Annotated in this window: 15 protein-coding genes and 1 other RNA gene; 2 read left to right on the top strand and 14 right to left on the bottom strand. The window is 61.9% G+C overall.

Annotated features, from left to right (window positions below; all coding sequences use genetic code 11):
- Positions 1-48 precede the first annotated feature (48 nt).
- From AUK77_RS18040 to AUK77_RS18010, 7 genes are all read right to left on the bottom strand, one after another.
- A complete protein-coding gene (locus AUK77_RS18040; RefSeq protein WP_296132572.1) occupies positions 49-1,272 on the bottom strand; it encodes an MFS transporter in 1,224 nt (407 codons plus the stop codon).
- Positions 1,269-2,018: a phosphonate metabolism protein PhnP gene (phnP, locus tag AUK77_RS18035; RefSeq protein ID WP_296132570.1), complete on the bottom strand. Its 750-nt coding sequence runs from the start codon at positions 2,016-2,018 to the stop codon at positions 1,269-1,271. The genes AUK77_RS18040 and phnP overlap by 4 nt, the downstream gene beginning before the upstream one ends.
- The gene (phnN, locus tag AUK77_RS18030; RefSeq protein WP_296132568.1) at positions 2,009-2,644 is read right to left on the bottom strand and encodes a phosphonate metabolism protein/1,5-bisphosphokinase (PRPP-forming) PhnN; all 636 of its coding nucleotides are present in this window, start codon (positions 2,642-2,644) and stop codon (positions 2,009-2,011) included. The genes phnP and phnN overlap by 10 nt, the downstream gene beginning before the upstream one ends.
- Positions 2,644-3,789, bottom strand: coding sequence for an alpha-D-ribose 1-methylphosphonate 5-triphosphate diphosphatase (locus tag AUK77_RS18025; protein ID WP_296132565.1), 1,146 nt, complete (start codon positions 3,787-3,789; stop codon positions 2,644-2,646). Before AUK77_RS18025 ends, phnN begins: the two co-directional genes overlap by 1 nt.
- A complete protein-coding gene (gene phnL, locus AUK77_RS18020; RefSeq protein WP_296132563.1) occupies positions 3,779-4,504 on the bottom strand; it encodes a phosphonate C-P lyase system protein PhnL in 726 nt (241 codons plus the stop codon). Before phnL ends, AUK77_RS18025 begins: the two co-directional genes overlap by 11 nt.
- A gap of 166 nt (positions 4,505-4,670) precedes the next feature.
- Positions 4,671-5,480 carry a phosphonate C-P lyase system protein PhnK gene (gene phnK, locus AUK77_RS18015; protein WP_296132560.1) on the bottom strand — a complete coding sequence of 270 codons (810 nt, stop codon included), beginning with the start codon at positions 5,478-5,480 and terminating at the stop codon, positions 4,671-4,673.
- Complete coding sequence (locus AUK77_RS18010; RefSeq protein ID WP_296132558.1) at positions 5,477-6,283, bottom strand: alpha-D-ribose 1-methylphosphonate 5-phosphate C-P-lyase PhnJ; 807 nt, start codon at positions 6,281-6,283, stop codon at positions 5,477-5,479. The genes phnK and AUK77_RS18010 overlap by 4 nt, the downstream gene beginning before the upstream one ends.
- A gap of 54 nt (positions 6,284-6,337) precedes the next feature.
- Here AUK77_RS18010 and AUK77_RS18005 point away from each other — a divergent pair.
- Positions 6,338-6,419: non-coding RNA, sX9 sRNA (locus AUK77_RS18005), on the top strand.
- A 4-nt stretch (positions 6,420-6,423) separates the two neighbouring features.
- Here AUK77_RS18005 and AUK77_RS18000 read toward each other — a convergent pair.
- From AUK77_RS18000 to phnC, 7 genes are all read right to left on the bottom strand, one after another.
- Entirely contained in the window at positions 6,424-7,485 is a 1,062-nt protein-coding gene (locus AUK77_RS18000) for a carbon-phosphorus lyase complex subunit PhnI (protein ID WP_296132557.1), read from the bottom strand.
- Positions 7,485-8,096 carry a phosphonate C-P lyase system protein PhnH gene (gene phnH / locus AUK77_RS17995; protein ID WP_296132552.1) on the bottom strand — a complete coding sequence of 204 codons (612 nt, stop codon included), beginning with the start codon at positions 8,094-8,096 and terminating at the stop codon, positions 7,485-7,487. Before phnH ends, AUK77_RS18000 begins: the two co-directional genes overlap by 1 nt.
- Positions 8,096-8,572, bottom strand: a complete 477-nt coding sequence (gene phnG / locus AUK77_RS17990; protein ID WP_296132549.1) for a phosphonate C-P lyase system protein PhnG — start codon at positions 8,570-8,572, stop codon at positions 8,096-8,098. The genes phnH and phnG overlap by 1 nt, the downstream gene beginning before the upstream one ends.
- A 13-nt stretch (positions 8,573-8,585) precedes the next feature.
- Positions 8,586-9,290, bottom strand: coding sequence for a phosphonate metabolism transcriptional regulator PhnF (gene phnF, locus AUK77_RS17985; protein WP_296132546.1), 705 nt, complete (start codon positions 9,288-9,290; stop codon positions 8,586-8,588).
- A gap of 35 nt (positions 9,291-9,325) precedes the next feature.
- Positions 9,326-10,120: a phosphonate ABC transporter, permease protein PhnE gene (gene phnE, locus AUK77_RS17980; RefSeq protein ID WP_296132544.1), complete on the bottom strand. Its 795-nt coding sequence runs from the start codon at positions 10,118-10,120 to the stop codon at positions 9,326-9,328.
- A 66-nt stretch (positions 10,121-10,186) separates the two neighbouring features.
- The gene (gene phnD / locus AUK77_RS17975) at positions 10,187-11,191 is read right to left on the bottom strand and encodes a phosphonate ABC transporter substrate-binding protein (RefSeq protein ID WP_296132542.1); all 1,005 of its coding nucleotides are present in this window, start codon (positions 11,189-11,191) and stop codon (positions 10,187-10,189) included.
- A gap of 55 nt (positions 11,192-11,246) precedes the next feature.
- On the bottom strand, positions 11,247-12,083 hold the full coding sequence (gene phnC, locus AUK77_RS17970; protein ID WP_296132539.1) for a phosphonate ABC transporter ATP-binding protein: 837 nt from the start codon (positions 12,081-12,083) through the stop codon (positions 11,247-11,249).
- Positions 12,084-12,474: 391 nt separating this feature from the next.
- On the opposite strand from phnC, the gene AUK77_RS17965 reads away from it, so the two are divergent.
- Positions 12,475-12,792 (top strand): Arc family DNA-binding protein, encoded by a 318-nt coding sequence (locus AUK77_RS17965; RefSeq protein ID WP_296132536.1) that lies wholly within the window; start codon positions 12,475-12,477, stop codon positions 12,790-12,792.
- Positions 12,793-13,045 lie beyond the last annotated feature (253 nt).

The raw sequence follows: 13,045 nt of genomic DNA, 5'->3' as shown, positions 1-13,045 counted from the left end.
TTAAAGGCTACTGCTTGTCGCGGCTAAAGCCCCTCCCACATAGCCAATCTACATAGCCTCCGCACGCGACTGCCGCAGAGCGCTTTCTGACTGCGCTTTGCCCGCCCACCACAATGCCAGCGGACCGAGCAGCAATAGCAGGCCCATCAAGGCAAAGGCCGCCCACCAGCCCAACAGGCTCTGATCGCCCAACACATCCAGGCTGATGCCAAACAGCAGCGGACCGAGGAAGGCGCCGCTAAAACCGGTGCAGGAATAAATCGCCATGGCCGTGCCCCGGTGACTGGCCGGCGCAGCGGTAATCAACCCCGCCGTCAGCGAGGCGGAGTCGGCGGTGACGGTGATGCTGTAAAGCAGCACCAGCAGCAACATCAGCCAGAACGGCAGAGCTGCACTCAGGCCGATAAACAGCGCCAGCACGGTTGAACTGAGCATCACCGCGATCAGCCAGCGCTGGCGACCAAAGCGCAGTGCCAGTTCGTTGCCGAAGATGCTCGCGGGCATGCCGATCAAAGTCACCAGCATCGCCACCCAGGTGCCAGACAACCAAGGATCGCGGCCCTGCAATTGCCCGGAAAACACCACAAAGGCCACCACCCAAGCGCGCATGGCGAACAGCTCCAGGTTATGCACCGCGTAGGCCAGGCAGTAGGCGACAACAGCACGATTCTTTAGCGGGGCAAAATCCAGCAATTTACGCGACTCATGCTGCACCACGGCTTTGGGTTGCAACCCCCAATAGACCATGGCCCAGGCCAGCAGCGCGCACACACCGCTGAGCAGGGTCGGCAACTGCCAGCCACCAAACTTGGCCAACTCACCGGCGAGGATAAAGGACAGCGCTGTGCCCAAACCGAAGCTCGCCGTGTAGAACGCCACCGCCCGTGATTGCGCTGGCCCCTCAATACGCTCGGACAGTGCCTTGAGCCCCGGCATGTAGGTGCCAGCCAAACCGACGCCCGCCAGCACCCGCCAGGCCAGCGCGGACCAAAAACCATCGGCAAATACGAATCCCGCATTGGCCACAGCTGTCAGCAGCATCGCCGCCAGGTAGATCAGCCGCGCGTCGTATTTATCCGTCAGCCCGGTAAGGATCGGCACTGCAACCATGTAACCGAGAAAGAAACCGCCACCGATCCAGCCCGCCTGCGTGTTGCTCAGCCCCCACAACGCTTGAAAGTCCGGCAGCAAGGCGGCGAACAGGGCGAAACCGGCCATGCCGAGGGTTTCCGCACCGCACAGCAGCAGGGTGATGCGGCGGGCGTTATTCATAACACCCGCCCATCAAAGGCCAGACTCACGCCCGCTGGTAAGGCGTCGGGATGTTCTAGCAGCCAAGTGTCGAAACTGTGGCCGATATGGGTCAGCACGGTTTGCCTTGGCTGCAACTGCTCGACAACTTCCAGCGCGCGGGTCAGGTCGTTGTGGTTGCGCGGGGCAATGGGTTGCGGCGCGGTGGAGCAATCCAGCACCAGCAAATCCAACGGCTGTTGGCGCAACACCTCGCCGCTGGCGTCGGGCACGCCGAGGGTGTCGGTCAGATAGGCGATACGCCGGCCGTCGCCCTCCAGCAAGTAGCCAAAGGTCAGCTTGGAGTGATTCAGCGGCAGCGCCGTGACGCTCAACTCACCCAGCTGCCGCTGCTCGAAGGGCGCAAACGGCTGGCTGAAATCGAGAATACCGGGGTGCTTGTACAGGTCAGCAAGACCTTCCGGGTCATCCGGGCCGTGCACCGGAATAATCAGCCCCTGGCCCCAGCGCAGGTGCAGCAAGCCCTGAGCGTGATCGGCGTGGTAGTGCGTTTGCAGAATGCCGCTCAGGCTATGGGGCGGGAAGCGCTCGGTGAGATCGGTCAGGCCCGAGTCGATCAGCCAGCGCTGCGCGCCGCATTCGATCAAGGCGCAACAGGGGCCGCGACGAAGCGCCGGGGTAAGGCGCGCACTGGCGCAGGCCGCGCAGCTGCAGTTGTACACCGGCACCTGACGGGCATCGCCGGTGCCGAGCAGGGTCAGGCGCATGCGCGGGCATCGCTCAGCAATAGCAGCAATCGGCTTACGGTCTGATCGAGCGGGCCGGAGTTATTCAGCAGGTATTGCGGGTCAACCTCGGCCCTCTCCCCCGGCCCCTCGGCTTGGGCATCCTGCGTCACTCTAACTCCTGCACGCGGGAGAGGGGAGCAAGCAGCATCCGCCTGTAGTTCGCGGCTGCGTGCCAGGCGGGCCTCGATCTGTTCGGCACTTTCCCGACCGCGCGCTTGCAGACGCTGACGCAGTGCTGCTTCATCAACCTGCAGCAGGATCGCCAGCAGTTCGGGATAACGCTCGCGCGCCTGAGGCAGATAACCGCGCGAACCGTTGACCAGCACATCCTGCCCGGCGGCCAGCCAGTCGTCGATCTGCCGGGGAATGCCGTAAGCCAAGCCGTTGGCACGCCAGCTCAGGGCAAAGGCGCCGGCCGCTTCCTGCTGGTCGAACTCGGCCGGCGACACGCCAATGGCGTCCTCGCCCACGGCTTCGGCCGAGCGGGTGATGACCCGCCGGGCAATCACACAGCCACGCGCGGCCAGACGCTCGCGTGCGGCATCCAACAGGCTGTCCTTGCCCGAGCCTGAAGGCCCCATCAGATAGATCAACCGGCCTGTCATCAGAACACCCTTTTTGCTTGTCGCCAGACTTGCTGGATCAACGCCTGCCCATCCTGCACACGCATCTGCAACAGATCGGCGCGCAGCCCCACGCGGATCTCCCCACGGTCATCCAGCCCCGCCGCCTGAGCTGGCACTTGGCTGACGGTAGCGATGGCGCGCGGCAGATCATACGCGTTGTCCTGCCCGGCCAGCAGCAAGGCCGCCTGCAACAGGCTCGCCGGGTAGTAGTCGCTGGAGAGGATATCCAGCACGCCATGCTGAGCCAGTTCGGCGGCGGCGATATTGCCCGAATGCGAGCCGCCACGAACGATGTTCGGCGCGCCCATCAACACCTTCATGCCCAACTCATGGCTGGCCTTGGCCGCCTCCAGAGTGGTAGGGAATTCGGCGATGGACATGGCGAAACTGGCCGACTCCTGCACGTGGGCCAGAGTCGCGTCGTCATGGCTGGCCAGCGACAAGCCACGGGCCTGACAGTCCGCGACAATGGCACGGCGATGGCTGTCGCTGAACGCGCGCGAGTTGGCCACCTGCTCTTCGATAAAGGCATTCATCTCGGCTTCGCTGAGGTGGTATTTGCCCATGTAGTACTCGCGGTATTTGTCTTCCTTGGCAAACTGGCGCTGGCCGGGGGAGTGGTCCATGACCGAGACCAGCTTGACCAACGGGTGATCCACCAAGTCACGGAACACCGCCAAGGTATCGGGGTGACAGACTTCGCAGCGCAAGTGCAGGCGGTGATCGGCGCGCATGTGGCCCGCTTCGGCGGCGGCAGCAATCGCTTCGAGCATGTCCGGCAGTTGCTGCATGCGCTTGCCGCGCGGGTTCACATCGCCAATCGCCAGGGCGTCAAACACCGTGGTGATGCCAGCCGAGACAATCTGCGCATCGTGGGTTTGCACCGCCGAGGCCGAGGGCCAGTCCACCCCGGGACGCGGGCTCATGTATTTTTCCAGGTTATCGGTGTGCAACTCGACCAGGCCGGGCAGCAGGTAATCGCCGTCCAGATTCTGCGCCTGCGGCAAGCCGCTGACGCCCTCTTCTACCTGAGCAATCAGGCCGTCACGCAGCACCAGGGTGCCGACAAACACCTGATCGGCAGTGACAATGCGGGCATTGGTGAAAATCTGTTCAACCGGCATACACATACTCCTGCTGCGCTGCTGCGCCCATGCTCTGGCTCATATCAAGGTAACGGTCGGCCACCGCCTCACGGGCGGCGCGGTCGTGGAAGATGCCAATCAGCGCGCTACCAGCGGCCTTGGCTTCAGCAATCAGCTCCAACACCACCTTACGATTGGCGTCGTCCAAGGAGGCGGTGGGTTCATCCAGCAACATCAGTGGCCAGGCGACCATAAAGCCGCGGGCGATATTCACCCGCTGCTGCTCACCGCCGGAGAAGGTGCCGGGGGCGAGTTGCCACAAGGCCTGCGGAATGTTCAGCCGGCTGAGCAGGCTCTTGGCCCGTGCCTCGGCATCCGCCTTGCTCCAGCCTCGGGCCAAAGCCGGCTCCATCACCACATCCAGGGTCGAGACACGGGGAATCACCCGCAGAAACTGGCTGACATAGCCCAGGGTCTGCCGACGCACCGCCAATACCTGACGCGGTTCGGCACCCACCAGCTCAACCCATGCGCCGTTGTGCAACACGCGAATGCTGCCGCCCGCAGCCAGGTAGTTGCCGTACAGGGTGCGCAGCAAGGTTGACTTGCCGGCGCCTGACTGGCCGTGCAGCACCAGGCATTCGCCGGCACGCACGCTGAAATGCAGCCCGCTCAGTACATTCAGCACCACGCCGTGCTGCTGATGCAGGGTGAAGGTCTTGCTGAGGCCAGAGACCTCAATCAGGTTGTTCATAAAAACCTCAGATACCAATAATTTGCCGATGCCATGCGCGATCTGCCCCCTCTCCCATGCATGGGAGAGGGCTGGGGAGAGGGTGTTACAGACGACTCGGTGCGCTGCACAGGCCCTCTCCCCCGGCCCCTCTCCCGCATGCGGGAGAGGGGAGATAAGCACCGCCTTATGGCTGCAGGACAGACGACACAAGCAACTGCGAATAGGGATGCTGCGGGTCATCGAGAATCTGGTCGGTGAGCCCGGCCTCGACCACATGGGATCGGCGCATCACCATCAGCCGATCCGCCAGCAGGCGCGCCACCGCCAGGTCGTGGGTGACAATCACCACCGCCAGATCCAGCTCACGCACCAGGCCGCGCAACAGGTCGAGCAGGCGCGCCTGCACCGACACATCCAGGCCGCCGGTGGGTTCGTCCATAAAGATCAGCCGTGGGCTGGACACCAGATTGCGTGCGATCTGCAAGCGCTGCTGCATGCCACCGGAGAAGGTGCGCGGCAGGTCATCGATGCGCAGTGGGTCGATCTCCACCTGCTGCAGCCAGTCGATACCGGCTGCGCGCAGTTCGCCGTAGTGGCGCACGCCCTGAGCCATCAGCCGCTCGCCGATATTGGCCCCGGCCGACACGCCCATACGCAGCCCGTCACGCGGGTTCTGCTCGACAAAGCCCCACTCAGTGCGCAGCAGCGTGCGCCGCTGCGCTTCACTGGCGCTGTACAGATCAACCCAGTTGCCGGTCGTGTTGCTATAGCTGACCGTGCCGCGATCCGGCGGGCAGCGCCCGGAGAGCAGGCTGAGCAGAGTCGACTTACCCGAACCGGACTCGCCAACGATGCCGAGCACTTCGCCCGGGTACAGGTCGAACGACACGCCCTGGCAGCCCTTCTCCGGGCCGTACAGACGCGTCAGGTCGCGCACGCTGAACAGCGGCTGCGCCGTTTCGCTGTGCAACTGCAATTTCTCGGCAGCACTCATTGCTCGCCCTCCTCTTCAAGGTCTCGGCGTTGCATGCAGTAATCGGTGTCGGAGCAGACGAAGCGTTTGGTCCCGGCGTCGTCGACAATCAGCTCGTCGAGGTAGGAATCGTGACTGCCACAGAAGGCGCAGCACTCGTCCCAACGCTGGATTTCGAAGGGGTGATCTTCGAAGTCCAGGCTGACCACGCGGGTGAACGGTGGCACGGCATACAGGCGCTTCTCGCGGCCCGCACCGAACAGCATCAGCGCCGGACTCATGTGCAGCTTGGGGTTGTCGAATTTGGGGATCGGCGACGGGTCCATCACGTAGCGCTCATCCACCGTCACCGGGTAGGCGTAGCTGGTGGCGATATGGCCGAAGGTGGCGATGTCCTCGTACAGCTTCACGTGCATCACGCCGTAATCTTCCAGCGCATGCATGGTGCGGGTCTCGGTTTCCGAGGGCTCGATAAAGCGCAGCGGCTCAGGGATCGGCACCTGGTAGACCATGATCTGATCGCCGCTCAGCGGTGTTTCCGGGATGCGGTGACGGGTCTGAATTACCGTTGCTTCCGGCGTGCGCGTGGTGGTTTTGACTCCGGCAGTGCGGGCGAAGAAGCGGCGGATCGACACCGCGAGCACATCGTCAGCGCCGAGAATCGCGGCGGTCAGTTGCATGCCGCCGGTGCCCCAGCCATAGGGCAGCGGCATCTCGCGGCCACCGAAGGGCACCTGATAACCGGGAACCGCAACAGCCTTGAGCAGACCACGGCGGATCATGCGTTTCGTCTGCTCGTCCAGATAAGCAAAGTTGTACCCCACCTCACACGCTACTGCGCCAGCTTGATTCGCGTGCGGGCGGTGCTCGGCATCCTCATGTACAACGTCGTACATTCCGGTGCCTGCGCTCCGGCCGCCCACGACTGAAGCAGGCTCGCTACGCGTGTAGATTTCATTCGTATTCATGCGCGTTGCTCCTCGGCAGCGCGGATCAGCTCCAGCTCGGATTGGAAGTCGACGTAGTGCGGCAATTTCAGGTGCGAGACGAAGCCGGCGGCCTCGACGTTGTCGCAGTGCATCAGCACGAACTCTTCCTGCTGCGCCGGGCCTTCGACCTCTTCGTTGTACTCCGCCGCACGCAGCGAACGGTCGACCAGGGCCATGCCCATGGCTTTGCGCTCGGCATAGCCAAAAGCCAGACCATACCCACGGGTGAACTGCGCCTGCTCGGCACTCTCACCAACGAACTGGTTGACCATCTCGCACTCGGTCACTTCGATATCGCCCAGCGGCACGGCAAAGCCGAGTTCTTCCGGCTCCAGCCAGACCTCGACCTCGCCGATGCGAATCTCACCGGCAAAAGGGTGATTGCGCCCGTAACCGCGCTGGGTGGAATAACCCAGCGCCAGCAGGAAGCCTTCATCGCCTCGGGCCAACGCCTGCAAACGCTCGGCGCGGCTGGCGGGAAAGTCCAACGGTTCGCGGGTGATATCCGGCACGGCAGTGCCCTCATCGATTTCGCGGGCCATCAAGCCTTCGTCGGCAAGAAAATCCAGTACCCGTGGGCACGGCGACCGTTCAGCCTGCGGATCAATCTGCGGTCCCGGTTGTTCGCCCTCGGCCAGCAGGGCGAAATCCAGCAGACGATGGCTGTAGTCGAAGGTCGGGCCGAGCAACTGGCCACCGGGCAAGTCCTTGAACGTGGCCGAGATGCGCCGCGACAGCTGCATCTGCGTGGTGTCCAGCGCAGCGCTGGCACCAAAGCGCGGCAGCGTGGTGCGGTAGGCGCGCAGCAGGAAGATCGCCTCCATCAGATCGCCGGCGGCTTGTTTGATGGCCAGTGCGGCCAACTGCGGGTCGTACAGCGAGCCTTCGCTCATCACCCGCGCCACCGCCAGCGGCATTTGCTCGCGCACTTGCGCCACGCTCAGCTCAGGGATGGCCGTATCACCACGGCGCTTTTTTGCCAGCAGCAAGTGGGCATTATCGATGGCGCGTTCGCCACCTTTAACGGCTACGTACATCAGGCAGCCTCCTCGGCATTGAGCAACACACGGGTGCTGCGCGGCAGGCCAATGACCTGTTCGCCAGCGGCGAAGAAGGCATCCAGGCCACGGGGAAACGCACTGCGCGCCTGACGCTGCTGCCAGAACACCGCCGGCAGCGGCAACTCGACGTTGCGCACGTCCTTGATGCCCGGACCACGCCAACGCAATGCGGCACCGCCGCTTAACGCATCCAGTTGAATCAGCAAGGTGCAGGACTGATCGGGGTAGCGCTCGCTGCCATTGTCGAACGCCGACAGGTCACTCAGTTCGCGCTCATCAAGCAGGGCAAACAGCGCCAGCTCGCGCTCGGCAACAATCGGGCAACCGCAGTGAAAGGCCAGGTTGGCGCGGATAGCCGGGGTGTCGAAACACGGCGCCAGCCACAGCGGCGTGTCGCCATCAAGAAACGCCAGGCATAGGGCGTAAGTCGCCGGGTGGAGGTTCTCCAAAGCCAGGGCGCGGTTCAGCGGTTGCGTCAGACCTGGCTCGGCCAGCGCCTTGAGGGCGCTGCGAAAGCTGGTTTGCGCGTCCAGCACCGGGTCGTTGAAAGCCGGTTGCAGCCATTGCGAGCTATTCGCCGCGTTCATCAGTCTTCTCCTCGGACCAGGGTGAAAAATTCCACTTGGGTGGTGGCGGTTTCGGCGGCCTTGGCCGCTTGTTGGGCGCGCTGTGCCGCGGCCAGGGGTTCGATCAAGCGTTGCTGCCAGTGCGCCTGCTCACTGCCTTGCAAGTGCGCATCGGCCAGGGCCGCCAGTTCGGCGTGCTGCTTGTCGCGACCCGCCACGTAGCTGTAACCAGTGCGGCCGTCGGCCAAGCGCACCATGCAACGGGTCACACTCATCTCACCGAGGTTGAACGGGCTGCCGGTGCCGCCCATGCGTCCGCGTACCAGCGTCATGCCGATTTCCGGGGCGCGAATCAGGCGGTAATCGACTTCCTTCAACACCGACTCGTAAGTGGCCAAGTCGGCGCCAGCACGGGCGAGTACACCCATCCAGCGCTGACGCGTGGCGATCTGCGGGTCGCTGTGCAGCACGTTGCTTTGCGAAACATCGCGGTTCATCAACAAGCCTCCATCAAAGGGCGAGCTGGTATTGGAAGCGGTCGGCGCGGCTGGTCGATAACGACAGCTCCACCGGCCGTCCGGCCAGATCACGGGAAAGGGTTTGCACGCTCAGCAGCGGCGCATGTTTGGGCATCATCAGACGAGCGGCTTCTTCACGACTCGGTAGCCGTGCGCCTATCAGGCTGAAGGTGCGCGTCAGCGCTAGGCCGCGCTGGCTTAGGTACTGGCGAAGCGAGCCGCCCTGGTAGTCGGCGAGCAATTCGGCGTGTTCGCTGCTGAAGGCGTGACGAATCAAGCTGACGGGCTGGCCTTCAATTAGGCGTAAGGTGCTCAGCTCCAGCAGTTGCGCAGCACTGGGCAATTGCAGGTACTCGCGCTCCTCGCAGCTGGCCGGGCGCAGGCGGCTTTCCAGCAATTGCGCCTCGACCTTGTGGCCAAGCGCCGAGAGCGAAGCGCTGTAAGCACTGCCGGCCTGCATTGGGTAAATCAGTGGTTTGGCCAGCACCTGCGTGCCCTTGCCCTGCTGGCGCAGCAAGCGACCTTCGAGCACCAACTCATCCACCGCCCGGCGCAAGGTGTGTCGATTCACTGCAAAGCGCGCCGCCAACTGAACCTCGCCGGGCAAGTAGTCGCCGGGGTTCATGCGCTGCAGTTCATCACGCAGCACGGCGGCCAGTTCTCGGTACAACGGCTCGGGTTGTCTAGACAAGTGCATGCTTAAAAACGGGCGCCCGCAGGCACCCGGCTCCCTCAGATAAATTGTTTGCGCAGGCGCTGCGAAATGATGTCCAGCAAGCTGACCACCAGAATGATCACGATCAGCAAGGCGCAGGTTTGGGCGAACTGGAAGCCGCGAATCGCTTCCCAGAGAATCACCCCGATGCCACCCGCACCGACCATGCCGACCACGGTTGCCGAGCGCACGTTGGACTCGAAGCGGTACAGCGAGTAGGAAATCCACAGCGGCAGCACCTGCGGAATCACCCCGTAGATGACTTCCTGCAGCGCGCTTGCACCAGTGGCGCGCACACCTTCAACCGGGCCCGGATCGATGGCCTCGACCGCTTCGGCGAAGAGTTTGGCCAGCACCCCAGTGGTGCCGATAAACAGCGCCAGCACCCCGGCGAACGGCCCCAGGCCAACCGCCACCACAAAGAGCATGGCGAAGACCATTTCGTTGATCGAACGGCAGGCGTCCATCACCCGGCGAATGGGTTGATAGACCCACCACGGCACGATGTTTTCTGAGCAGAGAATGCCCAGCGGGATCGCGCAGACAATCGCCAGCACCGTGCCCCACAAGGCGATCTGCACGGTGACGATCATCTCTTTGAGATACAGCTCCCAGTTACTGAAATCGGGCGGAAAGAAGTCCGCGGCAAAGGTCGCCATGTTGCTAGAGTCACGCACCAGGGCCAGCGGATTCATTTCCGCGCCTTCCCAGGACCAAGCCAACACAACGAAGAACAGCCCCCAGCCAATCAACTGCAACCACGAACGTTTGGCGGTCAGGTCAGGCACGGGGGCGGTGGTCAAAGTGGTCATAACAACATCTCGATTCAAGCGGCAGAAGAAAACGACCCGCCGAGGCCGGCGGGTCGAGAACTGCGATTAACCAGCGCTGGCAGGGCTTTGCTTGGCGATTTCAGCCATGCGCTTTTCCAGCTTGGCCAACTCGGCATCCAACTCTTTGAGCTTGGCGGCTTTGTCGTCGGCTTTGAGCTTGTCGTTGTTAGCGACTTCGCTGCGCAGCTTGAACAGTTCCAGCTGGCGAATCGGCAGCAGTTGGTCATCAGTCGATGCCTTGAACTTGGCCCACTGCAAACCGGCCAGCACGTCTTTCTCCGCCGGCTTGTCGCCGTAGGTCATGAAGAAATCACGCAGCTTGGCTTTGGTCGCGTCGTCCAGGTTCTTGCGCCATACCATTGGGTCAGACGGGATCAGCGGAGAGGTCCAGATCACTTTCAGCTGGGCGGCTTTGTCTGGCGCAGTCACTTCAAGACGCTGCATGCCTTCGCTGTTGAAGGTGCCGATGTCCACTTGCTTATTGGCCACCGACAGCGCGTTGACTTCATGGCTACCGTTGAGCGAGCGCTTGAAGATTTTGTTGGCATCAACGTTGTTCTGAGCGAACACGTAGTAGCCCGGCACCAGGAAACCCGAGGTGGAGTTTGGGTCGCCGTTGGCGAAGGTCAGGGTCTTGGCGTTTTTCAGCATGTCTTCGATCGACGTGATCGGGCTGTCTTTGTGCGCCACCATCAAGCTGTAATAACCCTGCGAACCATCGGCTGCGACGGTCTGGGCGAACACTTCACCGCCAGCGCGATCAACGGCTTCCATCGCGGCCTTGTTGCCGTACCAGGCCACATCAACCTTGTCGAAACGCATGCCCTGGATGATGCCGGCATAGTCAGGTGCGAAGAATGCATTGATCTTGGTGCCAGTCAGCTTGCCCATGTCAGCCAAGAAGGGGTCCCACATGGCTTTGAGATTTTGTGAGGATTCGGTGGAGATGATGCCGAAGTTGATTTCTTGCTCAGCAGCCTGGGCAGCACCCAGAACAGAGCCAGCCAGCAGCGTGGACGCGGCGAGAATGCGACTGATACGTTTGAACATGCAAAGCACTCCTAGTGCAGATGGACAGATAGGGGTTGGCAAAACAGGTAGCAACTCAGGCCTTGGCCAGAGCCAGCGGAACTTTTGCCTTGCGCGCACGGCGCGGCTTCTCTTCGGTTTGCGGCTCGGTTAGGAGCTCGGCACCGTACAGATCGTTAAGGAAGTTGGTATGCAGTTCGGCAGCCGCGCCGTCGTAATGAATACGGCCCGCCTTCAAGGCCACGGCGCGTCGGCAATAGCGCATGGCGTAGTCAACCTGATGCAGGGTGACCACCACCGTGGTGCCGTCTTCGCGGTTGATGTCGGCAAGAATCTGCATGACCTTGCGTGCGGACTCAGGGTCGAGCGAGGCAATCGGCTCATCGGCCAAAATCACTTTGGCGCGCTGACACAGGGCGCGGGCAATCGCCACACGCTGCTGCTGACCGCCAGACAAGGTTGAGGCGCGCTGCAAGGCCAGATCAGCCAGGCCGACACGGGCCAGTGCGTGCAAGGCACGCTGCTTTTCTTCGGCATTGAACAAACCCAGGCTGCCGCGCCAGCGCGGCATGCGGCCCAGGCAACCGAGCAGCACGTTCTGCAATACGCTCAGGCGGCCGACCAGGTTGAACTGCTGAAAGATGTAGCCAATGTCGGCACGTAAACGGCGCACCTCACCGTTGAGTTTGCCGTCGGCCTGCACCTGGCGACCCAGCACCTGAACGTTACCGCCAGCATTGCGGTCACAACAGGCCAGTCCAGCCACGTGACGCAGCAAAGTAGACTTACCAGAGCCGGAAGCCCCGATCAGCGCCACCATTTCACCGGGCTCGACAGACAACGCTAAATCAAACAGCGCCTGTTTGCGGCCGAACGTTTTGTTCAGGTTCTCAACCCGGATCACTGCGCTCATGGAATGCCTCCTTTATTAGCGGTTACACCACGGCGTAACGCCGCCTTCTGGTGTAGACCAAGGTAGGCAAGTCCTGTGTCAGCACGATTAATGGTGCGTGACACTTGCGTGACCATTGCTTGAAGCTTTTTCTACAGGAGCAGGCAATAACTGACGTTTTGATCAGCAATGCACATTTCTGACAACCGGTGCTGGCAAAAAGCCTTTATCCGACGCAAGCTCTGTCATGTAAATGGCGTCAAATTAACGACCTAGTGACCATTAAGTCACATGAGACACAGGTAGCTTTCTGGCTGAACGGTTAGTGCTAAAGATGGTCAAACCGGTGACAATCCTATAGCTCTTTGCCAGTATCGCTTTCTTGAACTAACCGGTTTACTGTACGCGCCCTATGAAACCAGCACTCTATTCCAGCCGTACCGCTGACAAGTTTGTCGTTCGCCTGCCTGATGGCATGCGTGAACGTATCGCCGATGTCGCCCGCAACCATCACCGCAGCATGAACTCGGAGATCATTGCTCGCCTGGAGCAAAGCATGCTCCAGGAAAGCGCTCTGGGTGATGAGCTGAACATGCGCCTGGACAGCCCTGAGTTGTCACTGCATGAACGCGAATTGCTGCAACGCTTCCGCCAATTGTCGCGCCGCCAGCAAAATGCCTTGGTAGCATTGATCGCTCACGACGCCGAGATGGCCGCAGAAGACAACTGATCCCACTGCACACAAAAAAACCGGCTTAGGCCGGTTTTTTTCTGCACGCACATAATTACCACAAGCCATTTTCAACTTACGGCGCAACGCCTGTGGGCTGGTCAGCCAGGAATGGCAAACAATAAAAACCGCCTGATCGAGCTAGGAAGGTGATGGCTGCGGATTCCACGCCATCCGGCCACCCAGTCCGCTCTCATCTGGCCAGGCATTCCAGGGCCATCTGGCCACCTGTTCCACGGCCATCCGGCCGGGC

The organism is Pseudomonas sp. Ga0074129, from assembly GCA_001465025.1.
Taxonomy (GTDB): domain Bacteria; phylum Pseudomonadota; class Gammaproteobacteria; order Pseudomonadales; family Pseudomonadaceae; genus Aquipseudomonas.
This window is presented reverse-complemented; position numbering and strand designations above follow the sequence as displayed.

Bases quoted from the DNA above. Each gene is read 5' to 3' on its own strand.
- AUK77_RS18040 (WP_296132572.1), bottom strand. From the start codon at position 1,272: ATGAATAACGCCCGCCGCATCACCCTGCTGCTGTGCGGTGCGGAAACC.
- phnP (WP_296132570.1), bottom strand. From the start codon at position 2,018: ATGCGCCTGACCCTGCTCGGCACCGGCGATGCCCGTCAGGTGCCGGTG.
- phnN (WP_296132568.1), bottom strand. From the start codon at position 2,644: ATGACAGGCCGGTTGATCTATCTGATGGGGCCTTCAGGCTCGGGCAAG.
- AUK77_RS18025 (WP_296132565.1), bottom strand. From the start codon at position 3,789: ATGCCGGTTGAACAGATTTTCACCAATGCCCGCATTGTCACTGCCGAT.
- phnL (WP_296132563.1), bottom strand. From the start codon at position 4,504: ATGAACAACCTGATTGAGGTCTCTGGCCTCAGCAAGACCTTCACCCTG.
- phnK (WP_296132560.1), bottom strand. From the start codon at position 5,480: ATGAGTGCTGCCGAGAAATTGCAGTTGCACAGCGAAACGGCGCAGCCG.
- AUK77_RS18000 (WP_296132557.1), bottom strand. From the start codon at position 7,485: ATGTACGTAGCCGTTAAAGGTGGCGAACGCGCCATCGATAATGCCCAC.
- phnH (WP_296132552.1), bottom strand. From the start codon at position 8,096: ATGAACGCGGCGAATAGCTCGCAATGGCTGCAACCGGCTTTCAACGAC.
- phnG (WP_296132549.1), bottom strand. From the start codon at position 8,572: ATGAACCGCGATGTTTCGCAAAGCAACGTGCTGCACAGCGACCCGCAG.
- phnF (WP_296132546.1), bottom strand. From the start codon at position 9,290: ATGCACTTGTCTAGACAACCCGAGCCGTTGTACCGAGAACTGGCCGCC.
- phnE (WP_296132544.1), bottom strand. From the start codon at position 10,120: ATGACCACTTTGACCACCGCCCCCGTGCCTGACCTGACCGCCAAACGT.
- phnD (WP_296132542.1), bottom strand. From the start codon at position 11,191: ATGTTCAAACGTATCAGTCGCATTCTCGCCGCGTCCACGCTGCTGGCT.
- phnC (WP_296132539.1), bottom strand. From the start codon at position 12,083: ATGAGCGCAGTGATCCGGGTTGAGAACCTGAACAAAACGTTCGGCCGC.
- AUK77_RS17965 (WP_296132536.1), top strand. From the start codon at position 12,475: ATGAAACCAGCACTCTATTCCAGCCGTACCGCTGACAAGTTTGTCGTT.